Raw genomic sequence first — 20281 nt, 5'->3', positions numbered from 1 at the left:
CTGGCAGGCCCTGTTCCTGCACGATCAGAGTCTGATTCTCGGCATCATTCTACCGTAACGGACTTGGCCAGATTACGCGGCTGATCCACGTCGGTGCCCTTCACACAGGCTGTGTGATAGGCCAGCAATTGCACCGGCACCGCGTAGACTAGCGGCGCGATGAGCGGGTGGACCTTGGGCATTTCGATCGTGGCCATGCAGCCCTCGCCCGCCTCTGCCAGCCCCTCCGCGTCGGAAATCAGGACGATCTTGCCACCGCGCGCGCGCACTTCCTCCATATTGGAGACAGTCTTTTCAAACAGCGGGCCAGACGGCGCAAGCACAATCACCGGCACGGCCTCGTCGATCAGGGCAATCGGGCCGTGCTTCATTTCACCCGAGGCGTAGCCTTCGGCGTGGATATAGCTGATTTCCTTCAGCTTCAGCGCGCCTTCCAGCGCCAGCGGATAATCCGGTCCACGCCCCAGATACAGCACATCGCGCGCCGGGGCGATCAGATGGGCCATGGCAGCGATTTCCGCGTCATGCGACAGCGCTTCGTTAAGGCTGGCCGGCACTTCCATCAGATGGTGGACGATGGCCGCCTCTTCTTCCCGCGACATCTGCCCCTTCTTCACCGCGAAATGCGCGGCAAGCGCCGCCAGCACGGCCAGCTGGCAGGTGAAGGCCTTGGTGGAAGCGACGCCGATTTCCGGCCCGGCATGGGTCGGCAGCAGCAGATCGGCTTCGCGCGCCATGGAACTGGTCGGCACGTTCACGACCACGGCGATGGTCTGGCCATTGGCCTTGCAATGGCGCAGCGCGGCCAGCGTATCGGCGGTTTCACCGCTCTGGGAAATGAACAGCGCCAGCCCGCCCGGCTGCAACACGGGATCGCGATAGCGGAATTCGCTGGCATAATCGATGTCCACCGGCACGCGGGCGAAGCGTTCGAACCAGTATTTCGCCACCAGCCCGGCGTAATAGCTGGTGCCGCAGGCAACGATGGTGACGCGGTCGATCGCGGAAATGTCGAAATCGATCTGCGGCAGGGCCACCTGTTGTTCGACCGGGCGCAGGTAAGACCGCAGGGTCTGCGCCACCACGGTCGGCTGTTCGAAAATTTCCTTCTGCATGAAGTGGCGATAATTGCCCTTCTCGATTTCCGCCGCCGAAGCGCCCGATGTGGTGATCGCGCGCTCTGCCGGGTTGCCGTCCACATCGAAGATCTGCGCGCCTTCGCGGGTGATGACCACCCAGTCGCCTTCTTCCAGATAGGTGATCTGCTGCGTCAGCGGTGCCAGCGCCAGGGCGTCGGAGCCGAGATAGGTTTCCCCATCGCCATAGCCGATCACCAGCGGCGACCCCAACCGAGCGCCGATCAGCATGTCAGGATGTTCGCGGAAGCTGATCGCCAGGGCAAAGGCACCGCGCAATTGCGGCAACACCGCCCGAACAGCGTCCTGCGGGCTCAGTCCAGCCTCGATCTGTTCGGACACCAGATGGGCCACGACTTCGCTGTCGGTTTCGCTTTCAAAATGGCGGCCGCGCGCCTCCAGCGTTTCGCGCAAGGGGCGAAAGTTTTCAATGATGCCATTATGGACCAGCGCCACCTGATCGGTCGCATGCGGGTGGGCATTGTTCGCCGTGGGCGCGCCATGGGTGGCCCAGCGGGTGTGTGCGATACCGACCAGGCCCGGTGCCGGATTGCTGGCCAGTTCCTTCACCAGATTGACCAGCTTGCCCGGCGCGCGGCGACGGATCAGCTGATTGTCAGACAGGGTACAGACGCCGGCACTGTCATAGCCGCGATATTCCATTCGGCGCAGGCCATCGACCAGGCGATCAGCAACCTCTTCCTTGCCGACAATACCGATAATTCCGCACATGAAGTTGTTCCTGTCAGAGCAAATAGGGGATTCGGATGCCCGGCATGCGTGCCGGAAAATCCTTGGTATTTCGTGTAACCAGAATGGCGCCATTCACCTGTGCCGTCGCCAGGATCAGCGCATCGAGCATGGCGATACCCATGCGGTGGCGGATATCGGCGGCGGCCGATGCCACCCGACCATCGACTTCGAGAATTTCGAACGGGGCGAGCAATTGTTCGATCCGGTCGCGCGTTTCCAGCGGTTCGGCCGCGAGCAATTCGGCCCAGGTCACCCGGCTGATCCGATGCCGGGGATAGCGCATCAGTTCCGCCTCAGCCTGGGGCATATCCATCAGCCAGTCGATCAGGATATTGGTGTCGAAGATCGGATCGGACATGGGCGATCAATCACCGTTCCGGCCGCTGCGCAGGGCTCTCTGAAACGCCACCCCATCACCGATATCGGCCCGATCGCGCCAATATCCGCAGCCATTGGCAATCCAGTCCGTGCCTGAACGGCGCAACAGATGTAGCCGCACCGCCTCCCGGATTTCCGCCGCCCGGGACCGGCCGGACCGCGCCGCCAGCGCATCCAGCTTCTCGATGTCCTCATCGGGCAGGTCAGCAAGTATTCGGGCCATGATGATATCGCGATATCATATCATGATATCGCGTCAAGGATTCAGCCTTTGCGGTCGGCTTTCTTTTTCTTCATCGCGTCGTGGAAACTGTCCGCCCAGCCCGGCTTCACCAGCTGTTCGGCCCGCACCATGCGCAGTTCGCCATCGGCCACATCGCGCGACACGGCGCTGCCGGCGGCGACGATTGCATCCGCGCCGATCCGCACCGGCGCAATCAGCGCCGAATTGGACCCGATGAAGGCGCGCTCACCGATCACGGTTTCGTGCTTGAAATAGCCATCGTAATTGCAGGTAATGGTGCCCGCGCCGATATTGGCCCCTGCCCCCACCCGCGCATCGCCCAGATAGGTGAGATGGTTGGCCTTGGCACCCGGGCCGAGCACGGCGTTTTTCATTTCGACGAAATTGCCGATCCGCGCACCTTCCTGCAGCACCGCACCCGGTCGCAGCCGGGCGAAGGGGCCGATGGAAACCCCGCTTTCCAGCCGCGCCCCTTCGACATGGCTGAAGGCATGGATCACCACATTGTCCGCCACCTGCACGCCGGGGCCGAACACCACATTGGGTTCCACCATCACATCGCGGCCCAATTGGGTATCCCAGCTGAAGAACACGGTATCAGGCGCCACGAGCGTGACCCCGTCCTCCATCGCCTGACGCCGCCGCACAGCCTGCCACCGGGCTTCGGCGTCGGCCAGTTCGCTGCGCGAATTGATGCCGGCCACTTCATCGGCATCATCCGTCGTCACGACCGCGCAGATATCGCCATCGGCAATGGCGATGTTGACGATATCGGGCAGGTAATATTCGCCCTGGGCATTGGCATTGCCGACCCGTGAGAGCAGTTCGAACAGGCGCGCTGCCGGTACCGCCAGCAGGCCGGAATTGCACAGCCGGCAAGTCCGTTGATCCTCGGTCGCATCCTTGTATTCGACCATGCGGCTGATCTTGTCGCGCAGGGCGACGACGCGGCCATATTGCAGCGGATCGTCCGGTTCGAAGCCCAGCACCACGGCCGCTGGCTGATCTTCGGCATGCAGCCGATCGAGCATCGCCCGCATGGTGGCCGGGCGGACGAAGGGCACATCGCCATAGAGAATCAGCACGTCGCCATCGAAACCGGCCAGGGCCGTTTCTGCCTGCTGTACGGCATGACCGGTGCCCAGCTGCGGATCCTGCACCGCCAGTTCCGCCCGATCCCCCAGCTGCTGTTCCAGCTGATCGCGCCCCTGCCCCACAACCACGACGGTGCGGGCGGGCTGCAATTCCGCCAGCGATGCCAGCAGATGTTCGATCATCGGGCGCCCCGCGACCGGGTGCAACACCTTGTGCCGGTCGCTTTTCATCCGCGTTCCCTTGCCGGCGGCAAGAACGATAGCTGCGATCGGGCGGGCAGATGCGACGGTTGTGTTCATGGATGCGGGCCATGCCACCATTTGATTGCTGTTTCCATACAGCTGCGGCAGAGGTCCGGCCCATGTCAGATTTTCCCTTCGCCATTGTCGGCTTCGATCTTGATGGAACGCTGGTGGATTCCAGCCTCGACCTCGGGGTTGCGGTCAATCATGCCCTGTCGCTGGCGGGCCGCCCACCCGTCCCGGCCGAAGATGTCCGCCATCTGATCGGCGGTGGCGCGCGCAAGATGCTGGAACGGGCGCTGGACCGTACGGGTGGCCCGATTGCCGCTGAGGATTTCGATCCGCTGTTCGCCAGCCTGCTGACCTTCTATGCCGATCACATCGCCGATTTCACCCGCCCCTATGACGGCTGCCTTTCCTCTCTGGACGCGCTTTCCGCACGCGGAGTGAAGCTGGCCGTCTGCACCAACAAGGTGGAGGTGCTGGCGCGCAAGCTGCTGGACGAACTCGGAATGACCGACCGCTTCGCCTGCATCCTGGGCGGTGACAGCATGGGCCCGGGGCGCGGCAAACCGCAGCCGGACATGATCGAGGAAGCGATCCGCCAATGCGGCGGCGGGCGGTTTGCGATGATCGGCGATTCCAGCTTCGACACCGGCGCCGCCCGCGCAGCCGGCGTTCCTTCGGTGGTGCTGAGCTTCGGCTTCAACGACATGGCGCCCGCCGACATGGGCGGCAATGCGTTGATCGATCATTTCGACGAACTGGTGACGGTGCTGGAAAGGCTGTAATCCAGTGACCGGATACTGACGGGGGCCGGATATGACACTGCAGGAAGGCGTAAACGCACTGGTGGGTCGCGCCCGATCGGCAACGATGGCCCTGCGTGTCTATCTGGTGGTGGTGGTGCTGACCATGGCCATGGATCTCGCCTTCATGACCGATCTGGCATCGCGGATCGGCACCAGCGCCTATGATCTGGTCAGCATGGTATCCTCGGTTGCGATGCTGATAACGATGCTGATCGTGGCCGGCTGGATCCACCGGGCCCACGCCAATCTGCATCTGGCCGATCTACCGGATCTGGAATTTACCCCGAACTGGGTGATAGGCTGGTATCTGATCCCCATCGCCTGCCTGTTCAAACCCTATCAGGCCATGCGGGAACTCTATCGCAACAGCGTGCCGCAGATTGATCAGGACGCCAGTTCGGCCAACAATACCATCATCCTGTGGTGGAGCGGATGGGTTGCCGGCGCGATTGTCGGCATCTTGGGAATCTTCGTATTCATGGCCGATCCCGACAGCCTGGGCACCGGCGCAACCGTGATGGTGCTGCTGGTATCCGCTTCCGATCTGGTCGCCGGCTGGTTCCTGATCCAATTGATCGACCGCATCACCGAAGGGCAATCCCGAACCGAGGGGCTGAGCGAAGTCTTCGCCTGATCAGGGCCTCGGCATACGGCGGATCAGTCATCCACCAGCTTCAGCAGGCGTCGTTCCACCGGGGCCAGCACGCCGGCCAATTCATCGCCGCGCTTGAGCACCTGTCCCTGTTCGCCGAACAGCACCCACAGGCCCTGTTTCTGGCGCAGCGCCGGGCGTTTCTCGATCCGGAACTGCGGCCGTTCGGATGATCGGCGGAAGGCCGCAAAAATGGCGCAATCGCGGGTGAAATCGATGGCGTAATCGCGCCACTGCCCGGCCGCGACCATGCGGCCGTACAGGTCCAGGATGCGCATCAGTTCAAGGCGCTCAAACCCCACCTGCCGGGGCGCCTGCCTTCCGGGGAAGGCGATGATATCCGCACCAGGGGGCGGTTGCCGCATCAGCTGTCCGTACCGTTTTTCAGCAAGGGCTGCGCGGCCAGCGCTTTGAGCGCCTCTATCTCTGCCCGCAACACAGCCACTTCGCCTTCCAGCTGCTGCACCCGGTCGCCGGTGGCGGACGGTTCGCAGGGTTCGTCGCACGGCGTGCCATAGGGGATGAATTCGCGCAGCCAGGTTTCCGCCGGCACCAGCGTGCTGCGTGCCTTCAGCCCGATCATGGTTGCACCATCGGGCACATCATCGGTCACCACCGCATTGGCGCCCACGCGCGCGCGTTCGCCCACCACGATCGGGCCGATCACCTGTGCGCCCGAACCGATGATCACATTGTCACGCAGGGTCGGGTGGCGTTTGCCCGCCTTGCCGTTGGTGGGATTGGTCCCGCCCAGGGTGACGCATTGATAGATGGTGACATTGTTGCCGATTTCGGCGGTTTCCCCGATCACGGTGAAGCCATGATCGATGAACAGATTTCGGCCGATCTGCGCGCCGGGATGGATATCGATCGCGGTGATTATCCGCGAAAAATGGTTCACCAGTCGCGCCAGGAAATACAGTTTTCCGTTGAACAGCCAGTGGGCCACCCGGTGCAGCCCCAGCGCCCAGACGCCCGGGTAGAGCAGGATTTCCCAGCGTGACCGCGGCGCGGGGTCGCGTGCGCGGACAGAATCCAGATAGGCGATCAGCCGCTCGAACATGGTGGGGAATTCTCTCTCAATACCGGTCTCAAAGCAAGCGAGGCTCTTGCGGACCGTGGACGGCCTCAAGCGCTGCTCGCCAGATAGATTGGGTGGCCGGTTGCTTGCGTTCAAGGCTCAGCCGGTCGATCATGGCGACCAGTCGTTCCAGATCGGCCTGAGACCGCCCCGTTCGGGGGATCAGATAACCGACCGCATCTTCCCCCAAGGGCAACCCGCGTTCCTCAGCCAGCGACAGCAGCAGATCGCCAGCCATGGCATCATCGGGCAGGCCGATTTCCAGTTGCAATGCCGCACCCAGCCGCGATTGCAGATCAGGCAGGCTGATCCGCCAGGGCGGCACCCCGCCGATGAGCAGTAGCGGCACACCGGTTTCCTGGGTCCGGTTCCAGTGATGGAACAGGGCGGTTTCATCCATCGAGAAGGCATCATCGACCACATCGCCCAGCCCGCGCCCGGTGAACCAACGCGCCAGCAACGATTTGCCCGATCGCGGCGGCCCGGTCAGGACGGCGGTATGGAACGGCCAATGTTCAGACGCAGACAAAGCCTCCACCACATGGGCATTGGCCGACCCGACAATGACGCGAGAGGGGCCCGATGCCCGCACCGCCAGCGGAAGGGCGAACTGGGACATCGCCTCAGCGGCTGATGGCGAGCGCGTTGCTGCCCTGATTGACCGTCCAGCCACGCCCGCGCAAGGCGGTGGCAAGGCTGGCAATGTCCCCGGCGTAGGTGACGCGCATCACCGAGGTGCCGCCGATGGCCGTGCTGCCGATCGCGACCCCACGCACACCCGCTGCGCTGCGAATGGAAGCGATGGCCGCATCGAAAGCGGCCGCGTCTGCGGTGGCGACCTGCACGACGAAGGTCGACTGAACCGTCTCTTCGGTCGCAGGTGTCGATGGGGTGATCGGCGTCGCCGATGCGCTGGCGCTGGCAGTCGGGGTCGGCAGCGGGGCCCGCTCGGCCGCTTCGGCGCGACGGCTTGCCTCGATCAGGGCGAGCACCTGCGGGCTGAGTTGCACGGAATCGAGCGCCAGCGTCGGATCGGGGCGCAGGGTGCCATTGGCCAGCGCACCAGCGAACATCCGGTCGAACCGGTCCACCGCCTGGTTCAGCATTTCCGGCAGCTTTTCCGAATTGGCCGCGCGCAGTGTGAATTCGCCCAGAAAGCGATTGTCCGGGCCGTAGCGCGCGGTGAAATGGCCTTCGATCGGGCCGCCCGGATACTGCCAGCTCAGCTTCGCAATAGGAATCAGCACATCGGCCGCGCCGAACTGGCCCAGCACATCGTTCCACCACACGCGGCTGCGCCGGCCGGTCTGCCCCGCCGTCAGCAACAGCGATTCCCAACCCATGCCGGACGGGCGGACATAGTCGATCGGGCTGGCGCCCAGCTGCTTTTCCGCCCAGGCCCGCTGCCACGGGTTGCGGGTTTCGAACATGGTTTCGCTGCCGCCGGAAATCAGCATCGGCAAGGTCAGCATAGGCGCCGAACGGGCGCGGGCATTGTTGGCGCCGATGATGCCACCAGCACGCGCGCGGTCGAAGATCACCCCCAGCCGGGCGACATAGCGCCGCGGGCCGATTTCCTCATGTTCGACCACAATGGCCGAAACCAGCGATGCGATTCGCGAATCGGGCATGGACGCCCCGCCGATCTTGGCCCAGGCCTGCCGCTGCGCCTCGATCCAGCCCTTGCGACGCGCATCTTCGGGATTGTCGCCCGAAACATTCACCTCGATCCCGGTGACTTCGATATCGGTCGTGCTCGCCACTGGGGCGATGCCGCGATCGCCCGAAACCTGCGCCACCAGGGCCGCTCCACCGGCGATCAGGGCAAGCGCGATTGCCCCGCCGGCAATCAGGGCGGGCAGCTGGCGCCGGGGCGAAGGGAGGGTGGGTGCAAGAGAAGCCATGAAATTTCGGGGGCCTTTTGCCGAATGGCGAGTGGAAATCCAAGCGCGAATGGATAAAGCGCGTTCCATGGCTTCCAACAATCCCCCTTCCGATCGCTATACCTATGCCCAGGCGGGCGTTTCCATCGATGCCGGCAATGCGCTGGTCAAGGCCATCGGCCCGCTGGTGAAATCCACCCGCCGGCCCGGTGCAGATGGCGAAATCGGCGGTTTCGGCGGTTTCTTCGATCCGAAGGCTGCCGGCTATGCCGATCCGCTGCTCGTCGCCGCCAATGATGGCGTCGGCACCAAGCTGAAGCTGGCGATCGATTTCGACCAGCATGACAGCGTGGGCGTGGACCTGGTGGCGATGTGCGTGAACGATCTGATCGTTCAGGGCGCCGAACCGCTGTTCTTCCTCGATTATTTCGCCACCGGGAAGCTGGACAATGGCGTTGCCGAACGCGTGATCGCGGGCATTGCCGAAGGCTGCAAGATCGCCGGCTGCGCGCTGATCGGAGGCGAAACCGCTGAAATGCCGGGCATGTATCAGGCCGGTGATTACGATCTGGCCGGCTTCTGCGTCGGCGCGGTGGAACGCGGCGAACAACTGACCGGCGATCGCGTGGCGCCCGGCCATGTGCTGCTGGGCCTGGCCAGTTCGGGCGTGCATTCCAACGGCTATTCGCTGGTCCGCCGGCTGGCCGAAGACATGGGCTGGCGCCTGAAGGAACGCGCGCCGTTCGATTCCGCCATCGATCTGATCGACGCGCTGATCGCCCCGACCCGCATCTATGTGCAGACCCTGCTGCCGGTGATCCGCGCGGGCAAGATCGATGCGCTGGCGCATATCACCGGCGGCGGCCTGCTGGAAAACATCCCCCGTGTCCTGCCCGAAGGCGCCCATGCGGTGATCGATGCCGACAGCTGGGAACAGCCGGCGCTGATGAATTTCATCCAAGGCCAGGGCAATATCGAGCCCGGCGAAATGGCCCGCACCTTCAATTGCGGGATCGGCATGGTGCTGGCCGTGACGCCGGACCTCGCCGCCGAAGTGGTCGCCGAACTCGAAGCAGCGGGCGAAGAAGTCGCGCGGATCGGTGAAATCGTCGAGGGACCAAAGGGCTGCACCGTGCGCGGCAGCGCCGGCAACTGGCGTGCGACCGAGGCATGGAGCGCTACGCATAACGCCTGATCATTTGGGCTTGATCATTGGCGCGATCTATCGGCCGGTTGAAGAAAGAGGGATTGCGATGAGCAAGGCCAGGGTTGCAGTGATGCTGTCCGGTTCGGGCACGACCATGGCGTCGCTGCTCTATGCATCGCGCCTGCCTGACTGTCCGTTCGAAATCGTGCTGGTGCTGTCCAACAAGCCGGACGCCCCCGGCCTCGCCATCGCCGCCGCCGAAGGAATCGCCACCTTTGCGCACAGCCACAAGGGGCTGGCGCGCGAAGATCATGATGCGATCATGCATGAACAAATCGCCGCCGCCGGTGCCGATTATGTCGCCCTGTGCGGTTATATGCGCGTGCTGTCCGCGCAATTCGTCGCCCGCTGGGATGGGCGCATGCTTAACACCCACCCCGCGCTGCTGCCCAAATACAAGGGGCTGGATACGCACAACCGCGCGATCGCTGCGGGGGACAGCCATGGCGGCTGTTCGGTGCATCTGGTCACGCCGGAGCTGGATGACGGGCCGGTGCTGGGCCAGATCGCCGTCGCTATCCTGCCCGGCGACACGGGCGATACGCTGGCACGCCGCGTGCTGTTTGCCGAATATCAGCTCTACCCCAGCGTGCTGGCGCGCTATGTCGGGCGCGAAATGGATCCGGACTGGATCATCGCCAAGGTCGGCGAACTGGCGCTGGCCCTGCCCGAGACGCAGCCGCGCGAATCGCACGGCGCCGCTGGCTGGCGTGTCGGCGGGGAAAAATCGGGCAAGTTCTTCGCCTATGTTTCGGTCAATCATCACGGCGAAGATGCCGTGTCCCTGCTGGTCAAGACCGGCGGGCTGGATGAAATGAACGCCCTGATCGAGGCGGAGCCCGATCTCTATTATCGCCCCGCCTATTACGGAGCGAGCGGCTGGATCGCGCTGCGGCTGGATCGGCCGGGCGTCGATTGGGCCCATGTCAGCGAATGGCTGCAACGCAGCTGGCGCGCCGTCGCGCCCAAGCGGCTGACGCGCATGCTGGATATCGCCGACAGTTTCTGACCGTCAGCGCAACGCGCAGCCGTGATCAGCAGCCATCCACCAGCTGGCATTCCAGCTGATCGCGCGCCAGCCGGCGGGGATTGATCTGGACCCGATAGCTGCCCGGTTGCGGCTGCGCCTGGGCATTGGTGGCAGGGGAAAAGCGGGCTCGCCTCTGCAACAGATCGCAGAGCGTATCATCCACCGCCGCCACACCGCTCGACCGGGTGACGGCACAGCTTTCGACCCGGCCCGATGCGCCATAGCGCAATTGCGCCATGAAACGCGTCGCACGGCTGACACCCGGTACATCGCTGAGCGGGAAATCGGTGAACAGCATGTCATCACTGAAACGCGGCGCGGCAGCGCGATTGGGTGACAGGCGGAAGGGATCGACCGACAATTGCTGCTGACATTGCGCCAGCGCGGCAAAGCCATCCGCCGCGGAATTCCCTGCGGGCACCACCGGCAGAGTGCCGGACAGCACGGCCACGCCATCATGCACGAACGACAGCGCACCACCCGCCCGCACCAAGGGCAGCCGGGCACTGTCCACCGGCACGCGCAACAAGGCCCCGGCCCCATCCGCCGCCAGCCGCGCCTGGGCCACCGGTTGGCCACCCAGCGTGACCAGATAGCTGCCAGCCGGCGGCGTCTCACCATCGAGATGGAATTGCAGGAACAGCGCCATGCCGTCGTAATCATAGCGCATTTCTCTCAGGCGAATCGCCGAGGCCAGGCCAGGTCCGCCCCTGGCGCGCATCGCGCAACGCGCTTGATCGAGCGGGCTGATCGACCACGCCCCGATCCGTTGGCTAGCACCAGGTGCGGCCACCACCCGCTGCGCCGTGGTTGCAACCGGAGTGGCCTGCTGCGCAACGGCAGATACGCCCATCCCCGCACACAGGCCTGCCGTCAGTGCGGCACGCGCGCATGTGATGAGCCGATCTGCCTGCATTGAAAATCCCCCCGCCCTCCACCGGGCGCTCTACGCCGCCGCGTTAACCATGCTCAACCGCTGATGGGGATGCACGTGTTTCCCCTTAGGAAGGTCGCCGCTTTGACAGTCTGCGAGAGCGAGCGCATGAAACCGACCATGTTCACCCCCGAAAACACGCACAGGATCATTACCCCATGGCGCTGATCCTGTTCAACAAGCCCTATGGCGTGCTCTGCCAGTTCACCGATGAAAGCACCGGGCCCAAGCGGCCGACGCTGGCCGATTATATCAAGCGCCCCGGCGTCTATCCCGCCGGACGGCTGGATCTGGACAGCGAGGGGCTGTTGCTGCTGACTGACGATGGTCAGTTGCAGGCACGCATTGCCAATCCGCGCTACAAGACGCCCAAGACTTATCTTACGCAGGTGGAAGGAGATCCACAGCCCGGTGCGTTGGAAAGCCTGCGCCGGGGCGTGAAACTGAAGGATGGGATGACACTGCCGGCGGAGGTGAAGCGCATCGATCCGCCAGCCGATTTGTGGCCGCGCGATCCGCCGGTTCGTTTTCGCAAGAGCGTGCCCGATTGCTGGCTGCAGCTGACCATCCGCGAAGGCCGCAACCGGCAGGTCCGCCGCATGACCGCTGCCGTGGGCCTGCCCACGCTGCGGCTGATCCGCTGGCAGATTGCCGACTGGACGCTGGACGGAATTGCTCCGGGGGAATGGCGCGAAATCTAGAAAAACCGCCCTTGCCTGGGGGTCAGGGTCGAGGGATCAGGCAAGGGCGGGAAGTTGGGCAAGCGATCAGAACCGCAGGCTGACACCCGCCAGCGCGCGGTTGCGAGCATAATTGTCGTTGAAGGACACGCGGTCGAATTCAGCCCGCAGCGCGACATTGGGGGTCACCCCCACTTCAACGCCGCCGCCGAACAGGAAACCATGTTCGGAAGATTTGTCGGTCAGGCGCTGGCTCGGCGTGATCAGCGTGGTCTCGATCCGCTGGAAGGCCCAACCCGCCTTGCCGAACAGCATGACATTGTCGATCGGCTTCACGCCCAGCCGGGCCACCGCATCCAGCGTGATGCCGGGGTTGGTGATATATTGCGAGGTGCCGTTCACGGTGGAAATGTCCCGCCCGCCGGTGGCGATGCCCGCCTCTGCGCCGATGACCACATGTTCGCCGATCGCATGGCCATAACCGGCCACGCCACGCACCACGACGCCGCTCTTCTTCGCGCCGGTGCGGCCCGGGCCGGTCAGCACGTCCTCATCCTGGCCCTGATTCCAGCCACCCTGCACGCCGATATAGGGGCCAGAGAAAGTTTCGCCGGATGTCTGGGCGGAAGCCATGGCCGGAACCATCAGGGCAAGGGCTGCAAACGGAAGATATCTTTTCACTGTGTCACCTGAATTGAAACGCGGATTTCATTCTCCGCAGGTGACATGTGGGGCAGCATCGTCGGGGGCGTGTTTAGGAAGTGTGGAGATTGTGTGGAGCGGTCACTTCTTCACAAAAAAGGGGCCGGCGACGCGCCAGCCCCTTCCCCTGTTTCACAGCATTGGTCGATCAGAGAGCCGGAACCAGTTCTCCATGATCGTCGGTCCGCCTTTCACTTTGCGGCGCGCGGGATTCGCCGCGGCGCGCGCGGGCGAGGATGCCGGCGCGATCGACCGAGGCACGTTCATCGGCAATGCGGGTGATGATCACCTCGGCGCGTTCGATGCTGCCCAGCAACGCCAGCAGCGCGCCCTTTTCCCCGGCGGGAACATGGCGATCGCGTTCCAGAATGCGCCAGCGCAGTTTCTCGATCGGCTCGACCCGGCTGTGGCCAGCGGGCATGCGCGCCTCAGGCATATCGGCGGGGAACAGCAGCGGTGTCAGCGACTGATCCAGCCGGTCGAGCGCTTCGGTGATGAAGCCCCGGCTGGCCTCGCCAAATTCCTCCCGCTTCACGCGGCGGGCGATCTGGTGCAGCGTTTCGGACAGGCTGCCGGTGAAATCCACCTCTTCGATCAGGCTGGCGACCAGATCGAGGTGGTCACGCGGCATGTCTTCGCGGAAGAGCGCGGCGGAATAGGTGCGAATGTCCCGGCCGAGCAGATCGGTCGCGGCATAATGTTCGCCCGGATCCTTGGGCATGCCCGGCTTGTCGCGCGCGATATCCAGGAACATCGCCGCGGCCTGCACCTGACGGCGGGTTTCCTGTTCCACGGCGGGGACGGCGGCAACGAAATCATCGATCAGCTTGCGGTCCAGATAACGCGGGATCGAGAAATCCTCGATATCGTCGGCATCGGTATGGCCGATGCGCGACAGCACGCGTTCGAAGGTGCCGATGAAGGGATAGAGGATGATCACGTTGAAGATGTTGAATGCGATCGAGAACAGCCCCACCGCCAGCGGCACCAGCGGGAAGGTCTGCTTGCCATCCACCATCACCGGCACGCCGGGATCGCCGCCGAAAAAGGTCATGGCGTATTTGAGCAGTTCGAGTGCGGGGAAGAACAGCAGCAGGACCACAGCCACGCCGATGAAGTTGAAGGCGATGTGGGCATAGGCCGCCCGCTTGGCATTGCGGGTGAGGTTGAGCGAAGCCATCCAAGAGGTGATGGTGGTGCCCAGATCCGCACCGATGGCGAAGGCGATGGCGGTTTCCCACGGCAGCACGCCCGATGCGCCCAGCCCCATCACGATGCCGATGGTGGCGGATGACGAGTGGATCATCGCGGTAATCAGCGCCGCGATCAGCGCGCAGGATACCACACCGGCGAAGGTCGAAGCATCCAGGCCGGAGATGACGGCCATGATTTCCGGCATGTCCTTCAGCGGCTTCAACCCGCTGGTCATCAGGTTAAGGCCATAGAAGATCAGCGCGAAGCCGAGACAGGCGAGCGCGATATTGCGCACCCGGTCCCCCTTGCCGAAGCAATAGACCAGACCGAAGATCCCGCCGAACAGCAGGCCCAGCGGCCCAAGCGGCAGAGCGATCAGGCCATTGCCCAGCGTGGTGCCGATATTGGCGCCCATGATCACGCTGATCGCCGGGCGCAGCGCGATGACGCCGGCATTGACCAGACCGACCGTCATGACCGTCATGGCGGTGGAAGACTGGATCACGCCGGTGATCAGCGTGCCCGCAAGCACGCCCTTCGCCGGGGTTCCGGCCGTCTTCGCCAGCCATTCGCGCATCTTGGTGACCGAAAGGGCCTGAATACCGTTGGCCATGAATTCCAGGCCGAGCATGAATATGCCCAGCCCGCCAATCACGGGCACGATGATTTCCTTGAAGATATCGACTTCCATAACTGCCCTTTCGACCCGTGGTCTGTCAGTTTCCGGTCTGGCCCGGACGGATGTGATCCGCGCCGAGATCGCGCGCCCAGATGGCGTGCACGTCAGAGATTTCGCTGGCCGGCAGGGCAACGTAGCCGAGCGATCTGGCCGCTCCGCCGCCCTGATCCAGCAGGAATGCGAAGAAGCGCAGCACCCGGGCATTGTCCGCGGGCGAGGCATTGTCGCGCTTAATCACGGCGTAGAAAGTCGCGGTCAGTGGATAGGCATCGGGGCGCAGATTGGCATCGGTCGGCACCACGAACTGGCCGGCATCATTGCGCAGCAGCGGGATGGAAAGCCCGGCGCGGCGCGCCTGCCCGGTTTCGAGATAGCCGATCGCGCCAGCCGTGGCGGCAACGCTGTCGGCCATTTCCCGGCTGCCCTTCACACCCGTGCCCGTGCCTGTCGCCTTGCTCCAGTCCACCGTGGTTCCCGCGCCGAAGCGACCTTTCCAACCGGCATCACGTTCCGCCAGGAAGCGGGTGAAGTTGAATGTCGTGCCCGATCCATCGGTGCGATAGACGCGTTTCACGGGCAGATCGGGCAGCGTCACACCGGGATTGTCGGCCGCAATCGCCGGATCAGACCAATGGGTGATCGCTCCGCTGAACAGCCGGGCCAGCGTGGCCGCGCTGAAACGCAAGGGCGGCGTGTTCGCGCCAGCGGGCCCCAGATTGTAGACTGGCGACACGCCGCCGATCATCAGCGGAAACTGCACCGCACCCAATTGCGCCAGATGGCTGGTGGACAGCGGATAATCGGTGATGGCGAAATCCATCTCCGGATCGGCCAGCCGCATCACCCCGCCCAACGATCCCACCGCTTCGTAATCGATACCGCTGCTGCCTGACACCCAGTCTTCGTCACCGGAACGGGCATTCTGGAAATCGACCGAAAGCCGCTGGATCAGCGGCTGCAGCGCGGTCGAGCCGCTGCCTTCCACCCGGTCATTGCCGCCCCGCCCGGCCAGCAACAGCGCAATCGCGCCGATAATGGCCACCACGCCCAGCGACATGATGAAACGTCGACGAACTACACTGCGGCTTTCCAGAACAGGAATGCCATCGGATGAACTCGTCAACATGATCCGTTTGCCGCCCCTAACAGTTCTGGAATCAGAAATTAATTCTCATTAACTATTATTCTTCTATGGCACTTTTGCGTAACTCTTTGTCCAAGATCGATTTTCAGAAAATTTTACATTTCATGCAATTCGTTACAGGATCAGAAATCCACCTGTGCCCGCATCCCCACAGAATCCGTGGTGAATTTCGGCTGGGCACTGGGAATATCGTAGATCAGGTGCATGTAGTTGAGCATGAAACGGACATAGGCGACCGGCGTCCAGATCAGCCCTGCGCCAAAGCCATCCTGCGTGCCCCCGCCGATCCCGCCATCGGTCAGATCGAGATGATCGAAGCGCAGATTGAGCTCCAGCGCGCCGAAACCGCCATCGCCCAGCGGGCTGGTCGGCGTGATCCGATCGAACACCGTGCCGCGATAGCTGCGCGTATCATTGGTCAGGAACAGCCCCGCCTCTGCATAGCCGCCGAAGAAGGTCGGATCGGCATCGACTGGGCGATCCACAATCATCCATGCCGCTTCGGCCGCAAGGTGGAACCGCTTGCGGTTCAGCGCGAATTCCGCCCCGTAATGGGTTTCATTGTCGACCGTCAGGATGCCGGTATCGATGTAGCGGATATCGGTCGTGGCAATATAGGGCCGCTGGCGATAGCGACTGCCGAGCAAAGATTGGAAGCGACCCAGTTCGCGATAATGCGCGGACGCGCCGAAATGCAGCTGGGTCGGGCCAATCTTCGGCATCCACACCGCCCGCCCGTCGAAGCTGACACTCTTGTTGCCGTCATTCACGAGGCTGCCGATGTCATCGGTGAAAACCCCGGCATTCAGCTGGATGTTGCCGGTCTTGAACCCGGCCGAAAGACCCACGCGCCGTTCCAGATTGAATGCCCCGATGAAGGCGGCACGTTCGTTGAACGACAGGAACAGATCGGATTGAATCTGTTCCATCGAGGTGAAGGGATGATGCTGCCCCACGGTGATGGTGAAGGGCCCCTTGTCATAGGCGAGATAGAGGTCGGTCCAGGACACGGTGTTGCCGGCAAATTCGGCTTCCCCGCGATAGGTGAACCCGCCAGGCATGGTGCCCTGCGTGCCGATGTAGGCACGCCTCACGCGCGTGGTGAAACCGCGCCCATCCGCCTGACCGCTGAAGCGCGATGCCGGCGCGCTCAGATATCCGCCATCGATCTGGATGCGGCCGCGCAGCTTGAAGCTCCAGTCCTCATCGGCCTTGAATTCCGGCGTGCCCTTCCAGCTCATGTGGATGGCATTGGGATCGGCCGCCGCCGGGATTGCGGCGGCAACGCTGACAGGCGCCGATGCGCTGGCCGGAACATTGGCCGCTGGCGCAACGCCGGTTGCGGCAAGCGCCGGCCCGGTCGGTGCCGGGCTCGCAGCGGTGAATTCCTCGCGCAGGCTGCGCATTTCCGCGCGCATCGCCGCCACCTCGGCGCGCAGGCGGATCACCTCTTCGCGCAGCTGGGCCGGGCTTTCTTCCCCCTCAGCGGCAGCAGAGGCATCCGCCACCTGCGCCATGGCCATGCTGGGCCAGGATGCGGTAAAAAGCGCAAGCAATGTCAAACGGGTAGCAGGCATTACCGCTCCGACTGAAAGACTATCCTTCGGGAAGACAATCCAGCGGGTGACAGCGGATTTTTACGTTTTGATGTCCTTCAGCAAAGATCGAGCAACAATTTACAACTTCGATCCTGCCGATACATTGGCCCCGGCAACCAAGGGTCGCCGGGGTCAATTTCGATCGGTCAATTCATGGGATCGCTCAGAATTTTTCCGGGACGTACATCTCACGCGGCACCGGATGGCGGGTGTAATCCTCATACCGGACGCGATCCGGCAGCACGACCGGATCCTTGGGCACATCAGCATAGGGAAACTGTTCCAGCAGGTGGGAAATGCAGTTCAGCCGGGCGCGCTTCTTGTCCACGGCCTCCACCACCCACCAGGGCGCTTCGGGAATATGCGTGCGTTCCAGCATCGCTTCCTTTGCGCGGGTGTAATCTTCCCACCGGCGGCGCGATTCGACATCCATCGGGGACAATTTCCACTGCTTGAGCGGATCGTGGATGCGCATCTGGAACCGGAACTGCTGCTCATCATCGGTGATCGAGAACCAGTATTTCAGCACTGTGATGCCCGAACGGACCAGCATGCGTTCAAATTCGGGGACCGAGCGGAAGAATTCTTCCACCTCATTCTCGGTGCAGAAGCCCATCACCCGTTCCACGCCAGCCCGGTTGTACCAGCTGCGATCGAACAGCACGATTTCGCCGGCGGCCGGCAGATGGGCGGCATAGCGCTGGAAATACCACTGCGTGCGTTCACGCTCGGTCGGGGCCGGAAGGGCGACAACGCGGCAGACGCGCGGGTTGAGCCGCTGGGTGATGCGCTTGATCGCCCCGCCCTTGCCGGCGGAATCGCGCCCTTCGAAGATGACCAGCACCTTCTGCCGGCTGTGCTGCACCCAATCCTGCAACCGCACCAGTTCATGCTGCAGGCGGAACAATTCGCGGAAATAGACGCGGCGGTCGATCTGTTCCTGCTCTGGATGGTCGGACATGTCCTGAAACATGGATTCGAGCCGACTTTCGTCGATCTCCATTTCCAGTTCTTCATCAAAGCTGTCGGCAATCTCTTGCTTGACGCGATCCATTTCGAAGGAAGACAGGCCCGAAATCGTCATGGGTACATCCCGTTCTGGTTAACAGGCGTGCACGTCTGTCGCCTTGCCATGACAGGCGCGTGACGGGGCACCAGCCTGCATCAAACCAATGGCGTCAAAAAAATGTAGCGCTTGCGTGCTTTAGCTGGCCTGCCTGCCCGCACCCGGCCTGAATGGATGATCGGATTCCATGCGCACCAGCCTGTCCAAATGCCTGATCAGCCTGCCGTTGATGTTCGCGGCGGCCCTGCTGGGATCCTGCGGCGGCAGCGATGATTCTTCCGGCGGGCCGACACCGGGCCCCACCCCCGGCCCGACCGATCCCACGCCAACCGGCCCGGCGGCCAATTGCCCCGATCAGTTCATCAATGATGGCGTGATCGGCAATCTTCGCAGCTGTGTGCTGCCCGATCGGATCCTGCAGAACCTGACCCTGCCGCGTCGCGACGGCACGATCTATTCCATATCCGGGCGGGTGGAAATCGGCCGCGATGTCGGCGGTGACGGGCGCGATCCGGGCGGGGTTCCGGTCACGCTGAGCGTCGAACCCGGCGTGGTGGTGTTCGGATCGGGTGGGCTCGATTATCTGGTGGTAAACCGGGGATCACGGCTGGAAGCGGTTGGTACGCGCGATGCGCCGATCGTCTTCACCAGCCGCAGCAATGTCGAAGGATTGGCCACAGACGACAGCCAGGGCCAGTGGGGCGGCATCATCATGCTCGGCCGCGCGCCGGTGTCCGACTGCCTGCGCAATGTCACCCCCGGCACCGACAATTGCGAACAGGCTTATGAAGGGCTGCGCGATCTGATCTATGGCGGGGGTCAGGCGACGGACAACAGCGGCACGCTGCAATATGTCCAGATCCGTTATGCCGGGTTCGAAATCGCGCCCGATCAGGAAATCAACGGGCTGACGCTGGCCGGGGTCGGATCAGCCACCACGCTGAACCATATCCAGGTGCACAATTCGTCCGACGATGCCATCGAATGGTTCGGCGGCCGCGCCAATGCCCGCCATCTGGTGCTGACCGGCAATGATGATGACAGCCTGGATACCGATCAGGGATATCAGGGTTTTCTGCAGTTCGTGATCACGGTGCAGCGCGCCGGTGGCGGATCGGGCGACTACATTGTGGAGGCGGATTCGCCCGGCAATGAGGATTCATTGCCCCGGCAATGGACCCGGCTGGCCAATTTTACCTTCATCGCCCGATCGACCAATCCCGCCGCCGCCATGCTGATCCGTGGCGGGGCCGATTTCACCGCCGTCAATGGCGTGGTCGTGGCGCCGGGCGCCTGCCTCGATATCGCCGGCACCGGCGGCACCACCTTCCGCGCCGCCGACAGCGCGCTGCAGGATCAGGGCCCGCCGGTTTTCCGATCGGTCGCCATTTCCTGCGGAGAGGGGAATTTCCCCCGTTCGAGCCAGATTACCGAGGCCAGCTGGGCGCAGATCTTCGATTTCAGCGCATCCAACAACCGCCCCAATTTCACCTCGACCCTCACCAGCCTGGTGGTGAACGGATCGAATGAAGCGGCGGTACCGGCCTTCGATGCGGCCACGCTGGGCAGCTTCATGGTAACCACCAGTTACATCGGGGCCGTGCGCAACAGCGCCGATGACTGGTACAAAGGCTGGACCTGCGATTCCGATACCGCCGATTTCGGCAGCGGATCATCCTGCCGCACGATCCCGCGCTGAGGGTGATCGCAACGCCCGGGAATGAGCCACCAACTCATCCCCGCCACTCAGACCCCCGTCCGACCTGAGCCC

At 63.4% G+C, this 20281-nt stretch carries 20 protein-coding genes; 6 read left to right on the top strand and 14 right to left on the bottom strand.

The window, feature by feature from the left end; genetic code table 11:
* Positions 1-44: 44 nt before the first annotated feature.
* The 4 genes from glmS to glmU are packed head-to-tail and all read right to left on the bottom strand — an operon-like array spanning position 45 to position 3905.
* Positions 45-1868: a glutamine--fructose-6-phosphate transaminase (isomerizing) gene (glmS, locus tag GRI97_RS05525; RefSeq protein ID WP_161390086.1), complete on the bottom strand. Its 1824-nt coding sequence runs from the start codon at positions 1866-1868 to the stop codon at positions 45-47.
* Positions 1869-1881: 13 nt separating this feature from the next.
* Positions 1882-2247, bottom strand: a complete 366-nt coding sequence (locus GRI97_RS05520) for a type II toxin-antitoxin system VapC family toxin (RefSeq protein WP_161390085.1) — start codon at positions 2245-2247, stop codon at positions 1882-1884.
* A 6-nt stretch (positions 2248-2253) separates the two neighbouring features.
* Positions 2254-2490, bottom strand: coding sequence for a ribbon-helix-helix domain-containing protein (locus tag GRI97_RS05515; RefSeq protein WP_161390084.1), 237 nt, complete (start codon positions 2488-2490; stop codon positions 2254-2256).
* Between the two features lie 41 nt (positions 2491-2531).
* Entirely contained in the window at positions 2532-3905 is a 1374-nt protein-coding gene (glmU, locus tag GRI97_RS05510; RefSeq protein WP_161390083.1) for a bifunctional UDP-N-acetylglucosamine diphosphorylase/glucosamine-1-phosphate N-acetyltransferase GlmU, read from the bottom strand.
* Positions 3906-3967: 62 nt separating this feature from the next.
* On the opposite strand from glmU, the gene GRI97_RS05505 reads away from it, so the two are divergent.
* Positions 3968-4639 carry an HAD hydrolase-like protein gene (locus GRI97_RS05505; RefSeq protein ID WP_161390082.1) on the top strand — a complete coding sequence of 224 codons (672 nt, stop codon included), beginning with the start codon at positions 3968-3970 and terminating at the stop codon, positions 4637-4639.
* A gap of 31 nt (positions 4640-4670) precedes the next feature.
* On the top strand, positions 4671-5294 hold the full coding sequence (locus tag GRI97_RS05500; protein ID WP_161390081.1) for a DUF4328 domain-containing protein: 624 nt from the start codon (positions 4671-4673) through the stop codon (positions 5292-5294).
* A 23-nt stretch (positions 5295-5317) separates the two neighbouring features.
* On the opposite strand, the gene GRI97_RS05495 is transcribed toward GRI97_RS05500, so the two are convergent.
* The 4 genes from GRI97_RS05495 to GRI97_RS05480 are packed head-to-tail and all read right to left on the bottom strand — an operon-like array spanning position 5318 to position 8297.
* The gene (locus tag GRI97_RS05495) at positions 5318-5677 is read right to left on the bottom strand and encodes a DUF2794 domain-containing protein (protein ID WP_161390080.1); all 360 of its coding nucleotides are present in this window, start codon (positions 5675-5677) and stop codon (positions 5318-5320) included.
* Complete coding sequence (gene epsC, locus GRI97_RS05490; RefSeq protein WP_161390079.1) at positions 5677-6375, bottom strand: serine O-acetyltransferase EpsC; 699 nt, start codon at positions 6373-6375, stop codon at positions 5677-5679. The genes GRI97_RS05495 and epsC overlap by 1 nt, the downstream gene beginning before the upstream one ends.
* Positions 6376-6403: 28 nt before the next feature.
* A complete protein-coding gene (locus GRI97_RS05485; RefSeq protein ID WP_161390078.1) occupies positions 6404-7012 on the bottom strand; it encodes a P-loop NTPase family protein in 609 nt (202 codons plus the stop codon).
* A gap of 4 nt (positions 7013-7016) precedes the next feature.
* Positions 7017-8297, bottom strand: a complete 1281-nt coding sequence (locus GRI97_RS05480; protein WP_202392587.1) for a heavy-metal-associated domain-containing protein — start codon at positions 8295-8297, stop codon at positions 7017-7019.
* 67 nt (positions 8298-8364) lie between these two features.
* Between GRI97_RS05480 and purM the strand changes: the two genes are divergently transcribed.
* Both purM and purN read left to right on the top strand, forming a co-directional pair.
* Positions 8365-9471 (top strand): phosphoribosylformylglycinamidine cyclo-ligase, encoded by a 1107-nt coding sequence (gene purM, locus GRI97_RS05475; protein ID WP_161390828.1) that lies wholly within the window; start codon positions 8365-8367, stop codon positions 9469-9471.
* A 58-nt stretch (positions 9472-9529) separates the two neighbouring features.
* Entirely contained in the window at positions 9530-10492 is a 963-nt protein-coding gene (purN, locus tag GRI97_RS05470) for a phosphoribosylglycinamide formyltransferase (protein ID WP_161390077.1), read from the top strand.
* Between the two features lie 25 nt (positions 10493-10517).
* Here the strand turns inward: purN and GRI97_RS05465 are convergent, their stop codons facing one another.
* Positions 10518-11366: an energy transducer TonB family protein gene (locus GRI97_RS05465; protein ID WP_161390076.1), complete on the bottom strand. Its 849-nt coding sequence runs from the start codon at positions 11364-11366 to the stop codon at positions 10518-10520.
* Between the two features lie 239 nt (positions 11367-11605).
* Here GRI97_RS05465 and GRI97_RS05460 point away from each other — a divergent pair, with 239 nt between their 5' ends.
* Positions 11606-12148, top strand: coding sequence for a pseudouridine synthase (locus tag GRI97_RS05460; protein WP_161390075.1), 543 nt, complete (start codon positions 11606-11608; stop codon positions 12146-12148).
* 66 nt (positions 12149-12214) lie between these two features.
* Here GRI97_RS05460 and GRI97_RS05455 read toward each other — a convergent pair whose 3' ends face one another.
* The 5 genes from GRI97_RS05455 to ppk2 all read right to left on the bottom strand — a co-directional run bounded on the left by GRI97_RS05455 (position 12215) and on the right by ppk2 (position 18528).
* On the bottom strand, positions 12215-12772 hold the full coding sequence (locus GRI97_RS05455) for an outer membrane protein (RefSeq protein ID WP_268891175.1): 558 nt from the start codon (positions 12770-12772) through the stop codon (positions 12215-12217).
* 205 nt (positions 12773-12977) lie between these two features.
* Entirely contained in the window at positions 12978-14714 is a 1737-nt protein-coding gene (locus GRI97_RS05450; RefSeq protein ID WP_161390073.1) for a Na/Pi cotransporter family protein, read from the bottom strand.
* A gap of 25 nt (positions 14715-14739) precedes the next feature.
* The gene (locus tag GRI97_RS05445; protein ID WP_161390072.1) at positions 14740-15828 is read right to left on the bottom strand and encodes a phosphate ABC transporter substrate-binding protein PstS; all 1089 of its coding nucleotides are present in this window, start codon (positions 15826-15828) and stop codon (positions 14740-14742) included.
* 140 nt (positions 15829-15968) lie between these two features.
* A complete protein-coding gene (locus GRI97_RS05440) occupies positions 15969-17408 on the bottom strand; it encodes an OprO/OprP family phosphate-selective porin (protein WP_235917609.1) in 1440 nt (479 codons plus the stop codon).
* 199 nt (positions 17409-17607) lie between these two features.
* Positions 17608-18528, bottom strand: a complete 921-nt coding sequence (ppk2, locus tag GRI97_RS05435; protein WP_161390070.1) for a polyphosphate kinase 2 — start codon at positions 18526-18528, stop codon at positions 17608-17610.
* Positions 18529-18697: 169 nt separating this feature from the next.
* Here ppk2 and GRI97_RS05430 point away from each other — a divergent pair, with 169 nt between their 5' ends.
* Positions 18698-20209 (top strand): hypothetical protein, encoded by a 1512-nt coding sequence (locus tag GRI97_RS05430; protein ID WP_202392586.1) that lies wholly within the window; start codon positions 18698-18700, stop codon positions 20207-20209.
* Positions 20210-20281 lie beyond the last annotated feature (72 nt).

The organism is Croceibacterium xixiisoli (genome assembly GCF_009827305.1).
GTDB classification, from domain to species: domain Bacteria; phylum Pseudomonadota; class Alphaproteobacteria; order Sphingomonadales; family Sphingomonadaceae; genus Croceibacterium_C; species Croceibacterium_C xixiisoli.
The sequence above is the reverse complement of the archived record's forward strand: the minus strand, read 5'-3'. Positions and strand labels throughout refer to the sequence as shown.